Origin of the sequence: Leucobacter sp. CX87 (assembly GCF_018682295.1) — a bacterium.
GTDB lineage: Bacteria > Actinomycetota > Actinomycetes > Actinomycetales > Microbacteriaceae > Cx-87.
In genome coordinates this window covers 266136-279866 of the sequence record NZ_JAFIRI010000001.1, presented here as the reverse complement: position 1 = coordinate 279866, position 13731 = coordinate 266136, and the positions used below count along the sequence as shown (strand labels likewise).

General features: G+C 65.3%; 12 protein-coding genes and 3 tRNA genes. 1 reads left to right on the top strand and 14 read right to left on the bottom strand.

Features of this window, described 5'->3' with window-relative positions:
* Positions 1 to 167: 167 nt before the first annotated feature.
* From clpX to KOE53_RS01305, 7 genes are all read right to left on the bottom strand, one after another.
* Complete coding sequence (gene clpX / locus KOE53_RS01335; protein WP_188044799.1) at positions 168 to 1436, bottom strand: ATP-dependent Clp protease ATP-binding subunit ClpX; 1269 nt, start codon at positions 1434 to 1436, stop codon at positions 168 to 170.
* A gap of 81 nt (positions 1437 to 1517) precedes the next feature.
* Positions 1518 to 2186, bottom strand: a complete 669-nt coding sequence (locus KOE53_RS01330; protein ID WP_188044800.1) for an ATP-dependent Clp protease proteolytic subunit — start codon at positions 2184 to 2186, stop codon at positions 1518 to 1520.
* A 25-nt stretch (positions 2187 to 2211) separates the two neighbouring features.
* On the bottom strand, positions 2212 to 2796 hold the full coding sequence (locus KOE53_RS01325; RefSeq protein ID WP_188044801.1) for an ATP-dependent Clp protease proteolytic subunit: 585 nt from the start codon (positions 2794 to 2796) through the stop codon (positions 2212 to 2214).
* Positions 2797 to 2949: 153 nt separating this feature from the next.
* On the bottom strand, positions 2950 to 4491 hold the full coding sequence (tig, locus tag KOE53_RS01320) for a trigger factor (RefSeq protein ID WP_188057105.1): 1542 nt from the start codon (positions 4489 to 4491) through the stop codon (positions 2950 to 2952).
* Positions 4492 to 4551: 60 nt separating this feature from the next.
* Positions 4552 to 4626: transfer RNA gene (locus KOE53_RS01315), tRNA-Pro, on the bottom strand.
* A 159-nt stretch (positions 4627 to 4785) separates the two neighbouring features.
* A tRNA-Asn gene (locus tag KOE53_RS01310) sits at positions 4786 to 4858 on the bottom strand.
* Positions 4859 to 4964: 106 nt separating this feature from the next.
* Positions 4965 to 5459 carry a Dps family protein gene (locus KOE53_RS01305; RefSeq protein WP_188057104.1) on the bottom strand — a complete coding sequence of 165 codons (495 nt, stop codon included), beginning with the start codon at positions 5457 to 5459 and terminating at the stop codon, positions 4965 to 4967.
* Between the two features lie 139 nt (positions 5460 to 5598).
* Here KOE53_RS01305 and KOE53_RS01300 point away from each other — a divergent pair, with 139 nt between their 5' ends.
* On the top strand, positions 5599 to 6180 hold the full coding sequence (locus tag KOE53_RS01300; protein ID WP_188057103.1) for a gamma carbonic anhydrase family protein: 582 nt from the start codon (positions 5599 to 5601) through the stop codon (positions 6178 to 6180).
* A gap of 1 nt (position 6181) precedes the next feature.
* On the opposite strand, the gene KOE53_RS01295 is transcribed toward KOE53_RS01300, so the two are convergent.
* The 7 genes from KOE53_RS01295 to recO all read right to left on the bottom strand — a co-directional run bounded on the left by KOE53_RS01295 (position 6182) and on the right by recO (position 13652).
* Positions 6182 to 6255, bottom strand: a tRNA-Gly gene (locus KOE53_RS01295).
* Positions 6256 to 6427: 172 nt separating this feature from the next.
* Positions 6428 to 7276 (bottom strand): ATP-binding cassette domain-containing protein, encoded by an 849-nt coding sequence (locus KOE53_RS01290; RefSeq protein WP_241095588.1) that lies wholly within the window; start codon positions 7274 to 7276, stop codon positions 6428 to 6430.
* Positions 7277 to 7334: 58 nt separating this feature from the next.
* Positions 7335 to 9191 (bottom strand): DNA primase, encoded by a 1857-nt coding sequence (dnaG, locus tag KOE53_RS01285; RefSeq protein WP_188057102.1) that lies wholly within the window; start codon positions 9189 to 9191, stop codon positions 7335 to 7337.
* 367 nt (positions 9192 to 9558) lie between these two features.
* Positions 9559 to 10833: a deoxyguanosinetriphosphate triphosphohydrolase gene (locus tag KOE53_RS01280; protein WP_188044806.1), complete on the bottom strand. Its 1275-nt coding sequence runs from the start codon at positions 10831 to 10833 to the stop codon at positions 9559 to 9561.
* Positions 10826 to 12013: a tRNA dihydrouridine synthase DusB gene (dusB, locus tag KOE53_RS01275; protein WP_188044807.1), complete on the bottom strand. Its 1188-nt coding sequence runs from the start codon at positions 12011 to 12013 to the stop codon at positions 10826 to 10828. The genes KOE53_RS01280 and dusB overlap by 8 nt, the downstream gene beginning before the upstream one ends.
* A 45-nt stretch (positions 12014 to 12058) precedes the next feature.
* On the bottom strand, positions 12059 to 12853 hold the full coding sequence (locus KOE53_RS01270; RefSeq protein WP_188057101.1) for an isoprenyl transferase: 795 nt from the start codon (positions 12851 to 12853) through the stop codon (positions 12059 to 12061).
* Between the two features lie 25 nt (positions 12854 to 12878).
* Entirely contained in the window at positions 12879 to 13652 is a 774-nt protein-coding gene (recO, locus tag KOE53_RS01265) for a DNA repair protein RecO (RefSeq protein ID WP_188057100.1), read from the bottom strand.
* Between the last annotated feature and the right edge of the window lie 79 nt (positions 13653 to 13731).

The window sequence follows — 13731 nt, the reverse complement described above, 5'->3', positions numbered from 1 at the left end:
CCAAGATACTCATAGGGCTCTCTCAGACCCCGAAGAATAACTGGTGAGTTCCCCGCTCTATGAGCGGGCCCGCGTATGGCCGCCTCAGAACTCGTTGAACCAGAGGCAAAATTTGAACTCGTGCGAAACGTCGAGCCGATCGTGCAGACTGCACAACCGCAGGGGGCCTACGCCGAGGCGCGGCCGCGGGCGGCCAGGATGCGCGGGGCGGCTTCGCCCAGCACCGACTCGCGCGTCACGATCACCTTTGCGGCGTCTTCGCTCGACGGGATGTCGAACATGACCGGGCCGAGGACGTCTTCGAGAATCGCCCGGAGACCTCGCGCGCCCGTCTTGCGGGCGACTGCCAGTTCGGCGATCGACTCGAGCGCGGCTTCCTCGAACTCAAGGCTGACACCGTCGAGCTCGAACATCCGCTGGTACTGACGCACGAGCGCGTTCTTCGGTTCGGTAAGAATACGAGTGAGCGCCGACACGTCGAGCGGGTCGACCGTCGCCACGACGGGAAGCCGCCCAATGAACTCAGGGATCAGACCGTACTTGTGCAGGTCCTCGGGAAGGACCTCCGAGAACAGCTCGGACTCGTCGCGCTTCGTCGAGAGGGCGGCACCGAAGCCGATTCCGCCCTTCCCGACGCGATTTGCGATGATCGTCTCGAGGCCAGAGAAAGCGCCCGCGACGATGAACAGCACGTTCGTGGTGTCGAGCTGAATAAACTCTTGGTTCGGGTGCTTACGCCCGCCCTGCGGCGGGATGGAAGCGACGGTGCCCTCGAGAATTTTGAGGAGCGCCTGCTGCACGCCCTCTCCCGAGACATCCCGCGTGATTGAGGGGTTCTCCGCCTTACGCGCGATCTTGTCGATCTCATCGATATAGATGATGCCCGTCTCCGCGCGCTGCACGTCGAAGTCGGCCGCCTGCAGCAGCTTGAGGAGGATGTTCTCGACGTCCTCCCCCACATAACCCGCCTCGGTGAGCGCGGTCGCGTCCGCCACTGCGAACGGGACTCCGAGCTGTCGGGCGAGTGATTGCGCGAGATAGGTCTTGCCGCAGCCGGTCGGGCCGACCATCAGAATGTTCGACTTTGCGATCTCGACCTCTTCAGCGGCCGCTTCGGCGCTCGACAGGCTCTGCATCGCGCGGACACGCTTGTAGTGGTTGTAGACCGCGACCGCGAGGGACTGCTTCGCTCGCTCCTGGCCGATGACGTACTGCTCGAGGAAGTCGTAGATTTCGCGAGGCTTCTTCAGCGTGAACTCAGTCGACTCGGTCGTACCGCTCTCGGAAAGCCGTTCCTCGATGATCTCGTTGCACAGGCCCACGCACTCGTCACAGATGTAGATCTGCGGTCCAGCGATGAGCTGCTGCACCTGCTTCTGCGATTTTCCACAGAAGGAACACTTGAGCAGGTCTCCGCTTTCGCCGATCTTTGCCATGATATCCCTCCGATTTTCGTCTGGCACGAGCCTAGCGCGCCGCACCGACATCAAGTGACGTCAGCGCGGCGCGCCGAGGAGCTAGGCTCCGGTGACCGCCGCCGGGTTCTTCCGGCTGGTGAGCACCTGGTCGATCAGACCGTACTCGAGCGCTTCCTGCGCGCCGAGGATCTTGTCACGATCGATGTCCTTGTGTACCTCCGCGACCGTGCGCTTCGAGTGGTCCGAAAGCGTCTGCTCGAGCCATTCGCGCATGCGCAGGATCTCAGCAGCCTGGATCTCGATGTCCGATGCCTGGCCCTGAGCTCCACCGCTGGACGGCTGGTGGATAAGCACGCGGGCGTTCGGGAGCGCCAGGCGCTTGCCGGGCGTTCCTCCGGCCAGCAGTACGGCGGCGGCCGATGCCGCCTGCCCGAGGCAGACCGTCTGGATGTGGGGCTTGATGTACTGCATCGTGTCGTAGATCGCCGTCATCGCAGTGAACGAGCCACCCGGTGAGTTGATGTACATGATGATGTCGCGCTCGGAGTCCTGGCTCTCCAAAACGAGAAGCTGAGCCATGACGTCATCCGCAGACGCGTCGTCGACCTGCACACCGAGGAAGACGATCCGGTCCTCGAACAGCTTCGCGTACGGGTCCTGACGCTTGTACCCGTAGGCGGTGCGCTCTTCGAAGGTGGGCAGGATGTAGCGCGAGCTCGGCATCGCGAGACCGCTTCCGCCAGCGGAGGGAAGGTGCGGGGTAATCATTCGCTAGATCTCTTTCTCTCGCTGCTTACTTGCTCGTGCCGCCGCCACCGATGACATCGGAGGCAGAGTCACGGATGTAGTCGACGAAGCCGTACTCCAGCGCTTCGTCGGCGGTGAACCAGCGGTCACGGTCGCCATCGGCGTTGACCTGCTCGACCGTCTTACCGGTCTGGTCAGCGGTGATCTGCGCGAGGCGGTTCTTCATCGAGACGATGAGCTGAGCCTGCGTCTGGATGTCGCTTGCGGTGCCGCCAAAGCCGCCGTGCGGCTGGTGCAGCAGCACGCGGGCATTCGGGGTGATGTACCGCTTCCCCTTGGTGCCCGCGGTCAGCAGGAACTGACCCATTGAGGCGGCCATTCCAATGCCGACCGTCACGATGTCGTTCGGGACGAACTGCATCGTGTCATAGATCGCCATGCCGGCCGTGATCGAGCCACCGGGTGAGTTGATGTACAGGTAGATATCTGCTTCGGAATCTTCCGCCGCGAGCAGCAGGATCTTCGCGCAGATCTCGTTTGCGTTGTCGTCACGGACTTCTGACCCCAGCCAGATAATCCGGTCCTTCAGCAGTCGCTCGAACACACTGTTCGGCATCGTCGGTTCTGCCATGCTGCGCTCCGTTTCGATAAAGGGTGCTTGGTATTGAGGCTAACGAATCCCCGGCCCACATTCGGCCATGTTCGCCCTGGGCACACTGTCCTGAATACGAAGGATCCCCCGCTCCTTGCGGAACGAGGGATCCTGTCGAATCGAAGAGACGGATTACTCCGCGGCGGCCGCCTTCGGAGCAGCCTTCTTCGCGGGAGCCTTCTTGGCCGGAGCCTTCTTCGCAGGGGCCTCGGCGTCGTCTGCCTTCGGAGCAGCCTTCTTCGCGGGAGCCTTCTTCGCGGCGGGCTTCTTGGCGGGAGCCTCGGCCTCGTCCTCAGCCTTGTCAGCCTTCGGAGCAGCCTTCTTCGCGGGAGCCTTCTTGGCCGGGGCCTTCTCAGCGGGAGCGGCAGCCTCTTCGGCCTCCTCTTCCTCCGAGCGATCTACCGAGGTGAACTCGCTCAGGTCAACCTTGTTGCCGTCCTGGTCGACAACCTCGGCCTTGGCGAGGGCGATCGCGAGGGCCTTGTTGCGGGTGACCTCTCCGACGATCATGGGGAGCTGGTTGCCCTGCTCCAGCGCCTGCACGAACTGTGCCGGCTCCATGCCGTACTGCGAAGCCGACGAGAAGATGTACTGCGACAGCTCGTTCTGGGTGATCTGGACCTTCTCGAGGTCAGCGAGCTCGTCGAGCAGAAGCTGCATCTGCAGCTGCTTGGTGCTCGACTCGGTGACCTCTGCACGGTGCTCGTCGTCCTCGAGGCGGTTCTCGCCCTCCAGGTGACGGTGAACTTCCTGCTCAACGAGCTCTTCCGAAACGGGGATCTTGGCGCCCTCAATGAGCGCATCCGTGAAGAGGTCCCGCGCCTGGCGGCCCTGTGCGAATACGGCGGTCTGCGAGACCTGCTCGGTGAGGCTTGCGCGCAGCTCGGCGATCGTGTCGAACTCGCTGGCCAGCTGAGCGAACTCGTCGTCTGCAACGGGAAGCTCGCGCTCCTTCACCGCGGTGACGGTGACCGAAACCTCGGCGTCCTTGCCCTCGTGCTCGCCGCCCAGCAGCTGCGACGTGAAGGTCGTGGACTCGCCAGCCGTCAGGGTGTCGATTGCCTCATCGATGCCCTCGAGCAGGTTGCCTGCGCCGACCTCGTAGGAGACGCCGTTTGCCTGGTCGACGTCGTTCCCGTCGATGCGCGCTACCAGGTCGAGCTCGACAAAGTCACCCTTGCTCGCTGCGCGCTCCACCGTGACGAGCGTGCCGAAGCGCTCGCGCAGGGCGTCGAGCTCTGCGTCAATGGCGGTCTCGTCGATCACGGCGTTGTCGACCGTGAGCTTCATGCCGTCGTACTTGGGGAGGGTGAACTCGGGGCGAACCTCAACCTCAAAGGCGAGGACAAGTACGCTCTTCGGGTCCTTCGCGTCGATCCAGGTCTCGACGTCAGCGGTCGGGCGGCCCATGGGACGCACGTCAGCCTCGGTTACAGCGATCTGGAAGAAGTCGTCGAGCGACGAGTTGACAGCCTGCTCGATGACGGCGCCGCGGCCCACACGCTGATCGATGATCGGCGCGGGCACCTTGCCCTTGCGGAAGCCAGGAATCGAGACCGTCTCGGCGATCGTCTGGTACGCCTTGGTCAGGTGGGGAGCCAGCTCATCCTGAGTGATCGAAACGCTGAGCTTTACGCGCGTCGGGGTGAGCTTCTCGGCGGTGGTCTTCGGCATTTTGGCCTCTCCATTTGTCATCAGGTCGTTGATACGTCTGCGGGCACGATGTGACCCGAGTCGGGGTAACAGGATTCGAACCTGCGACCTCCCGCTCCCAAAGCGGGCGCTCTAGCCAAGCTGAGCTATACCCCGGATCATGACGCATCCGATCCCGCGCGTTCGCACACGGAATCTTTCTCCGCGCACCCGAGAACACGCAGGCAACCCGAGACAGTCTAGCGGATACAGAGGGCACGCGGGCGCATTGCAAAAAACGAAAAAGCCCCCACCGCGAACGGTGAGGGCTTGCCGCTCCCCCGATTGGACTCGAACCAATAACCTGCCGGTTAACAGCCGGCTGCTCTGCCAATTGAGCTACAGGGGAATGCTGCCGAAGCAACGCCACAAACTCTACCCGGGGCACAATTGTCGCGCAAATCGGGCCCGCACACCGCGCGTGGCGAGCGGGCCCGACCCGGAATTCGGAGGATCTACTCGGCGACGTGCGCGAACAAGAACCAGCGGTCCTTGTCGAGCTGCTGAGCGATGGCGATTGCGATGTCCTGGCTCACGAGGTCGACGTCGTCGAGTTCCTCGACCGCACGGTTCACGGTCTTGATTGCGGCGTCAAGCTGCGCCACAACCTCCGCGATCGTCACCGCCGACTGCTGGAAGCCAGGTGACAGCTCAGGTACGCTCGTCTGCTTCGCAACCGTTCCCAGGCGGGCGTCAAGCGGCAAGCCCAGCGCGACGATCCGCTCGGCGGCAGTGTCTGATGCGTCTTGCGCGTGCGCCACGATGTCATCAAGCAGCTCGTGGACACCAATGAAGTTGGCGCCGCGCACGTGCCAGTGAGCCTGCTTGCCACCCACCGCGATGGCGATGAGGTCGTGCACGACCGGCGTCAGGAACTGCGCGACACCCGCTGCGAGGTTCGGATCAGCAACGGTAGCGGGAAGCGTGGTCTTCGTCTTTGTGGTGGTCATCGGTGAGGACTCCTTCAGCACATCATGTTTCTGTCGGGTGAACAGGATCAACGCTACGCTGATCTCAGCGGATTACAAGCAATCTGAGGCTTACCTACATGCAGGAAAGCCTTGCCTGCGTCGCGGAAAAGGAGCCGAAATGGAGCCGAGCCAGGTGTGGGCGCTGAGCGCTTCCCAGTCCCCCGAGATCCACCCGAGTGCATGGATCGCCCCGAGCGCGGTCGTCATCGGCGCCGTCGAACTCGGTCCGGACGCGAGCGTCTGGTACAACGCTGTTCTGCGGGGCGATTCGGACCGCATCGTCATTGGCGCGCGCAGCAATCTGCAGGACGGCGTCGCCGTCCATGTTGACCGAGGGCATCCCGTCACACTCGGTTCCGACGTGTCGGTGGGGCACAACGCAATCGTGCACGGTGCGACCGTGGCGGATGGCTGCCTGATTGGTATGGGCGCCACGATCCTGAGTGGCGCCATGATCGGCGCCGGATCCCTCATCGCCGCGGGCGCTCTCGTCGCTCAAGGAAAGGTGATTCCACGGGGTTCTCTGGTGGCCGGGGTCCCCGGAAAGGTCGTTCGGCAGCTGAGCGCCGAGGAACGGGCCGGCCTCATCACCAACGCGGCACTGTACCTGGGGCACGTGCACACGCACCGGGCGGCACATTCCGCCAGAGAGGAGAGCCTGGCGAGGAGTGACCAGCGGAGTCAAACTCACGCTGAGTAATTGGAGGGGCTGACGGGAATCGAACCCGCATCATCTGTTTGGAAGACAGAGGCTTTACCACTAAGCTACAGCCCCGAATCCGGCGCAATATCACCGGAGTTGAGTATTCAATTGTTTCGCATCCCGACACCTTCTTGGATTCGAAGGGCGCCTTGCAGCGCCGCAGATCAGTCTAGTACACACCCTGGCGCGGCATCGACCAGGCACGGCTTTTCAACGAAGCCCCGGGCGCGTCGCCACGTCAGGCTCAGTCGCCCGCGATCTCGTCGTACGCGGTCGCCCGGAGGGCCTCAGCGAGCTGCTGCACATAGGTGTGCGAAGCGTCGCGGAACACGTCGTTGATCTGCCCGCGGCCCACCGCCCGGCCGTGCTGCATCACGATGACCTCGTCCACGAGCGCCTCGAGCATGCCAATATCGTGGCTAATGAGGAGCATGGTCGCCCCGGTGCGCTCCCGGTACCAGTTGAGCAGGTTGATGATGCGGGGCCGGTTGTTCGCGTCCACCCCCAGGGTCGGCTCGTCAGCGACCAGGAGCGCCGGATCCATGATGAGCGAGCGCATGACGGCGACGCGCTGGCGCTGGCCCTTCGACAGTTCAAACGGGTAGCTCTGCAACATCGTGAGCGGCAGCGCGAGGAGATCCATCATCTCGGCGATCGTCTCACCGAGCGCCTCGCGGTCAAACTTCTTCGACCGCTCCATCACGGGCTCGCAGACAATATCGCCGACGTTGAGATCGGGCGGCAGCGTGGCACCCGCGTCCTGCCCGAGATGACCGACAAAAGCTGTGAGACGTCCGCGATTGCGTCGACTGATCTTGCGCAGCGGCTGGCCGAGGACGGTCGCCTCCCCGCCGATCGCGGTGATGTGCGCTGATTTCTGCACCGGATCGGTCGCGCGTCCCGCGAGGAAGCGGGCGAGCGTGGACTTTCCTGAGCCGCTCTCCCCCAGCACCGCAAGGGTCTCGCCGCGACGAAGGGTGAGGCTCATCCCCTCAACGGCCTGGAACTCTTTGCCGCCCCCGTGTGCGGGGTAGGCCAATGACAGGTCTGAGACCACTACTGCGGGGTCGGCGTCGGGCTGAACATCGGTCACGACCGGGCTCCTTCGGGGCGGGATACGGGCAATCGGGAGTGGAAGCAAGCGGTGTACGTCATGACTCCCTCAATCCTCGTCGAGCCTGTTCGAGTGCTACCAGCTGCTCCTGGATTCGGCGAGAGTCCGCCTCTCCCGCGTGCCCAGCCCGCTGCAAGCGGGCGACCAGCTCGGACTTCAAACTCAGGAGATCCCGCTCGAGCAGCGACACCACGACATCGCGCGCATACGCCGCGAGTTGGTCGGGCTTTCGCTGTGGCATGGGCGCGATCGCGAGCTCGGTCACGAGGCCTTGGTACGGGCCTGGCGCTGCGTCCACGACGCTCGCGAGCCATTTGGCATCGCTTCCAGCGGGGAGTTGTGTGCCAATCGCATCACGCACGACCCGCAGGTTCGGGTCGTCGACCTTGGCGGTCACGGCCTGCGCAAGGAGTTCAGCGCCGATCGCCTCGGGCTGCTGCATCATTGCCATCAGGGCATCGCGTTCCAGCCACGTGCTCGGATTGTTTGGGAGCGCAGACAGGCTGGCGCGACGCTGCTCCGGCGCCACGAGATCCGGATCCTGCGCGTGCGACGGTGTCTGATGGGTGCTCTTGCCGCGAGATTCGGCGGCGCGGACCGCCCGCTGCACCTCGGCGATCTCGGCGCCAAGCATGCGCGCGAGCTCGCGGGTGTACCCGGGTTTCAACGACGCATCGCGAATCTCGGCGACGATGGGAGCAGCTGCGCGCAGCGCGGAGACGCGCCCCTCGACGCTGTTCAGGTCGAACCGACCAATGGCCTGACGGAGCGCGAATTCGAAGAGCGGGACGCGGCGAGTAAAGAGGTCCCGCAGGGCTTCATCGCCCCGGTGTAGCCGCAGGTCACACGGATCAAATCCGTCGGGTGCGACCGCCACGTATGTCTGGGCGGTGAAGCGCTTCTCATCGCTAAAGGCGCGAAGCGCGGCCTTCTGCCCGGCCTCGTCCGGGTCAAACGTAAACACGACCTCACCTGCGGTGTCATCGCCCATGATGCGGCGGAGCACCGTGATGTGGTCGCTGCCAAACGCGGTGCCGCAGGTCGCGACCGCCTCCTCGATACCGGCGAGGTGGCAGGCCATCACGTCGGTGTACCCCTCGACCACGACGACTCGTTTGCCGCGCGAAATGGCGCGCTTGGCGAGGTCAAGGCCGTACAGGACCTGGGACTTGTGGTAAACCGGCGACTCTGGCGTGTTGAGGTATTTGGGACCCTGGTCGTCGTCATGCAAGCGGCGGGCGCCGAAGCCAAGAACTTGCCCGCTGGTGTCGCGGATCGGCCAGATGACCCTGCCGCGGAATCGATCGTACGCGCCACGGTTGCCTTGCGAGAGTAAGCCTGCCGTGAGCATCTCCTCCTGGGAGTACCCCTTCGCGGCCAGATGCTTGGAGAGCCCGTCCCAACCCCGTGGCGCGTAGCCGACACCGAACGTCGCCGCCGCCGCTTGATCGAACCCCCGACCGGCGAGGAACGTCCGTGCGATCTCTGCCTCCGCGCCCGCGAGCTGCTCCACGAAGAACGCAGCCGCGTCCTGGTTCGCGGCGAGCAGCCGGGCCCGGTTCGGGCCGTCGTCGCGCTTCTCGCCGCCCTCTTCGTAGGTGAGCGTGTAGCTGATCCGAGCGGCAAGGCGCTCCACCGACTCAGTAAAACTCAGGTGGTCCATGCGCTGCACGAACGTGATTGCGTCACCCGATTCGCCGCAGCCGAAGCAGTGATAGTAGCCGAGGTTCGGCCGCACGTGGAAGCTGGGGCTGCGCTCATCGTGGAACGGGCAGAGACCCTTCATTGAGTCCACGCCGGCTGACTTGAGAGCGACGTGATCGCCCACCAGATCACCCAGATTCGTGCGCTGTTTCACCTCATCGATGTCGCTCGCGCGGATCCGCCCTGCCATAACTACCGAGTCTAGTCGCGCGGGGCCCGCCCAGCCGTGAACTCGGTCAGACGGGGTGGCTGGGTTTCCGGGCCTCGGCTCTCGCGTGACCTTGAGCCGCGACGACCGCACCACCGCGGTCGTGTGGGGTTGGGTCCCTTACAGACGGCCCTGCGGGGCCACTACCACTTGTGGCAAACGCTGTGCGTTTGCTTCACACGAGGCGACGCTGTGGCGTCGCTACCGCTGGTCGCAAAGGCGATGCCTTTGCATCAGACCTGGCGGTCCTGTGGGGCCGCTACCGCTCGTGGCAAACGCTGTGCGTTTGCTTCACACGAGGCGACGCTGTGGCGTCGCTACCGCTGGTCGCAAAGGCGATGCCTTTGCATCAGACCAGCGGTACATCGCACAACCGCTTGTGCCAGGCGATCGCGGACTGATCCGTCAGCGAGGCGAGTTGATCGACCACGGCGCGCCGGGCGGCGCCCTCGCTTTCCGCCGCACGGAAGTCGGCGGCAAACGCAGGATCCAGCTCGCCCGGCCCCGCCGCCCACAACGCCTCGAGGAGGTCAAGCAGGAGCTCGCGCTGCCGGCGATACGTCGGCTGACGGTGCCCGCTCGCCATGACGAACGCCGCGACGATGCCCTTGAGTACCGCGATCTCCGCGCGCACCTCGCGCGGCACGATCACGTCGGCACCGTAGCGTGCGAGCGGCCCGGGCGCGGCGTGCTCGCGGGTCGCCTGAATCGAGGCACGAGCGAAGCGTCCGATCATGTCGCTCGTGAAGTTCTTCAGCTGGGCCTGATTGGCGCGGCTTCCCTCCCACGTTGACAGCCAGGTCGGAGCGGACTCGATGCGGTCGAACGCGGCCGCGAGCTCGTCGCTCGTGAACTTTCCGCCCGCCCACTCCGAGATTGCGCGGATCAGCGCACCGTGACCCGAGCGCAGGGTAAGCAGCTCGGGGTCGATGTACCCGCTCACGACGGCGTCTTCAAAGTCGTGTACCGAGTACGCGATGTCATCGGAGAGATCCATCACCTGCGCCTCGACACAGCGTCGCCGCTCCCCCACGCCGGTCCGCACCCAATCAAAGATGTGCGCGTCGTCCTCGTAGTACCCGAACTTCACGCGACCCTCGGCATCGTCGATCTCGGGCGCCGAGCGCGGCCAGGGATACTTGCAGCTCGCGTCGAGCACCGCGCGCGTCAGGTTCAGCCCAACGCTCGCGCCCGAGGCATCGAAGCGCTTCGGCTCGAGGCGCGCGAGCACCCGAAGCGTCTGCGCGTTCCCCTCGAACCCACCAAAGCCGGTCATCCACTCATCGAGCGCCCGCTCGCCGTTGTGTCCGAAGGGCGGGTGGCCGATGTCGTGGGCGAGGCAGGCGGTATCGACGACGTCTTGCGCAAGGTCGAGCGATACGGCAAGCTCGCGGCCAATCTGTGCAACCTCCAGCGAGTGCGTCAGCCGATTCCGGGCGAAGTCGATGCCGGCGGTGGGGCTGAGCACCTGCGTCTTCGCGGCAAGCCGTCGCCAACCGCTCGAGTGCAGCACTCGGGCGCGATCGCGCGCGAAATCATTGCGGACGCCGCTGTGCTGCTCGGGCACGAAGCGTTCCTCGGCGTCGGGGCCATACCCCAGTGCAGCGAACTCGCCGCTACCCACCGCTATCGTCCCGCTCCGCCTCTGCGAGGTCGATGAAGTCAATGTTCTCGCTCGTCCGGCTGTCGAGCCAGCCCGCCGGAAGGACTGTGCGCTTCGGCGCGCCAGCACGGCCACGCGGCCCCTCGGCGCCCTCACCGGGGTACGGCGACTCGCGGTCCATGGTGGCGAAAATCTCGTCCATCTGTTCGAGCGATTCGACCATCGCCAGGGAACGACGAAGATCGCCTCCCACGGCGTAGCCTTTGTAGTACCAGGCAACGTGCTTGCGAATGTCGCGGCAGGCACGATCCTCTTCGCCGTCGAAGAAGTCAATCAGCAGCTCAGTGTGCCGACGCATGGCGTCCATCACGACGCCGAGGGGCGGGCGGGCGGTCAGCGCTTCCGCCTCTGCCACGGTCATCTCGCCATTACGCGCCTTGAAACTTGCTGCCAGGTCGCCGAACAGCCACGGGCGGCCGAGGCAGCCACGCCCGACCACGATGCCGTCGCACCCCGTCTCGTCCATCATGCGCACCCCATCGGCGCCCGACCAGATATCGCCGTTGCCCAAGATTGGGACGCTCGTGATGGCCTCTTTCAGCGTCGCAATGGAGGACCAATCGGCCTGACCCGAGTAGTGCTGATTTGCGGTACGTCCGTGCAACGCGATTGCGGCGACGCCGGCGCCCTCAGCCGCGCGCGCGGCGTCGAGATAGGTGAGGTGATCGTCGTCGATCCCCTTGCGCATCTTGATGGTCAGCGGAATATCGCCGGCAGCACGTACCGCCTGTTCAACGATTGCGCGAAACAGGTCCTGCTTCCAGGGCAGGGCCGAGCCGCCGCCCTTTCTCGTCACCTTGGGCACCGGGCAGCCAAAGTTCAAGTCGATGTGGTCCGCGCGGTCTTCCGCGACGAGCATGGTGACCGCCTCCGCGACGGTCTTCGGGTCGACGCCGTACAGCTGAATCGACCGCGTTGTTTCGCTCTCGTGGTGCTGAATCAGGCGCATCGAATCGGGCGTGCGCTCAACCAGCGCTCGGCTCGTGATCATCTCGCTGACATAGAGGCCTGCGCCGAATTCGCGGCACAGCCGACGAAAGGCGGTGTTCGTAATCCCAGCCATCGGCGCGAGGACCACGGGAGTGTCGAGGGTCAACGGACCAATGCGCAATTGCTGCTGGGGAACGGTGGCTGTACTCACCGGTCTATTCTCGCAGACAGCGCCCGCGGCGCGCTCCACCCACGCTCAGCTGGCAGGATCCTGCCCTGGTGTGTCAATCGCCCCGCCGAAGCGACGCTCGCGCGAGTGATATTCCTGAATGCCGCGCCACAGGTCTGCGCGGCCGAAGTCGGGCCACAGCGTATCGAGGAACACCATCTCCGCGTAGGCGGACTGCCACAGCAGGAAGTTGCTCGTGCGCTGCTCACCCGAGCTCCGCATAAAGAGGTCGACGGGCGGAAGCTCCGGCACATAGAGGTGCCGTTCGATCGTCCGCTCGGTGATCCCGCCGGGGGTGAGTCGTCCGGCCTTCACCTCGGCCGCGATCTCGCGCACGGCATCGGTGATCTCGGTCCGCCCGCCGTAGTTGACGCACATGGTGAGTGTCAGTCCGGTGTTGTGGCGGGTCGCGTGCTCGGTGTCGCGCAGCTCCTTGAGCACGGACCCCCACAGGCGGGGCTTGCGCCCGGACCAGCGCACGCGCACGTTCCAGGCGTCGAGCTGCGCCCGCCGGCGCCGCAGCACGTCCCGGTTGAAGCCCATCAGGAAGCGCACCTCCTCGGGAGAGCGACGCCAGTTCTCGGTCGAGAACGCATACACGCTGAGGTACTTGACGCCCGCCTGGATTGCGCCGGCAACGACGTCGAGCAGGACCTGCTCGCCCATCTTGTGGCCCTCGACCCGAGGGAGGCCGCGGCGATTGGCCCACCGGCCATTGCCGTCCATGACGATGGCGATGTGCTCGGGTACCTTGCCCTGCCAGCTCGGGGGCTCTCCCCCGGTCCAGTCGACCGGCACGATCTCTTGTGGCGCGCGCTGCATGGGTCGATGTTAGCGGGCTGGGGAACTAGCGGGGGCCAATTCCCGCGCTCCGCACCGCTCCTGCGCCACCCCGCCTGCCGCCTTCGCCGGTGTTCATCGAGCGGAGCCCCCGCTCGAGATGCCACTGGGTGTACGCCGCGGTGAACCCCTCCGCCTGGGTGCGCGCGCCATCAGGCGCGGCGCGGGCCGCTGGCCAGTCCCCGGTGAGCAGGGCCCCCAACAAGTCAACCGTGAGTGGCCCAAGGCGCGGCGCCCCGGGCACGGCGCACGCATTGCACACGACACCGCCCAACTCAATCGCGGCGGCCGTGTGCGGGCCGGGCGCGCCGCAGCGGACGCACTCGTCAAACCCGGGAGCCCATCCCGCAAGGCCAATCGCGCGCAGCAGATAGGCATCGCGAACGAGCGCCCACGGGTTCTCGCCCGCCGCGAGCGAGCGGAGCGCGCCCACGAGGAGGACGTACTGCGAGTGTGCCGGGGCGCCCTCGCTCAGGCGCTCCGCCATCTCCACCATGATGTTGCCGGCCCGAAATACGTCGTAGTCGGCGCTGATCTGGGCACCGTACGCGCCCAACGTCTCGGCCTGGGTGATGGTGTCGAGCGTGCGGCCCTCGTAGCACTGAATGTCGGCGACCATGAACGGTTCGAGCCGTGCTCCGAACTTCGACGACGTTCGCCGCACCCCCTTCGCGACGGCGCGCAGCAGCCCGCGCTCGCGCGTGAGCAGCGTCACGATGCGGTCCGCTTCGCCCAGCTTGTGGGTTCGCAGCACCACACCTTCGTCGCGATAGAGGGGCATTCCCCCAGTATGACGGGGCTTCCCGGGCACCACCTGCGGGCGCGCCGGGCACAGATTCCGTCGCGATCCCGCAGAATAG

Bases quoted from the DNA above. Each gene is read 5' to 3' on its own strand.
- clpX (WP_188044799.1), bottom strand. From the start codon at position 1,436: ATGGCAAAGATCGGCGAAAGCGGAGACCTGCTCAAGTGTTCCTTCTGT.
- KOE53_RS01270 (WP_188057101.1), bottom strand. From the start codon at position 12,853: ATGCAGCGCGCGCCACAAGAGATCGTGCCGGTCGACTGGACCGGGGGA.
- tig (WP_188057105.1), bottom strand. From the start codon at position 4,491: ATGCCGAAGACCACCGCCGAGAAGCTCACCCCGACGCGCGTAAAGCTC.
- KOE53_RS01300 (WP_188057103.1), top strand. From the start codon at position 5,599: ATGGAGCCGAGCCAGGTGTGGGCGCTGAGCGCTTCCCAGTCCCCCGAG.
- KOE53_RS01305 (WP_188057104.1), bottom strand. From the start codon at position 5,459: ATGACCACCACAAAGACGAAGACCACGCTTCCCGCTACCGTTGCTGAT.
- recO (WP_188057100.1), bottom strand. From the start codon at position 13,652: ATGCCCCTCTATCGCGACGAAGGTGTGGTGCTGCGAACCCACAAGCTG.
- KOE53_RS01330 (WP_188044800.1), bottom strand. From the start codon at position 2,186: ATGATTACCCCGCACCTTCCCTCCGCTGGCGGAAGCGGTCTCGCGATG.
- dnaG (WP_188057102.1), bottom strand. From the start codon at position 9,191: ATGGCAGGGCGGATCCGCGCGAGCGACATCGATGAGGTGAAACAGCGC.
- KOE53_RS01325 (WP_188044801.1), bottom strand. From the start codon at position 2,796: ATGGCAGAACCGACGATGCCGAACAGTGTGTTCGAGCGACTGCTGAAG.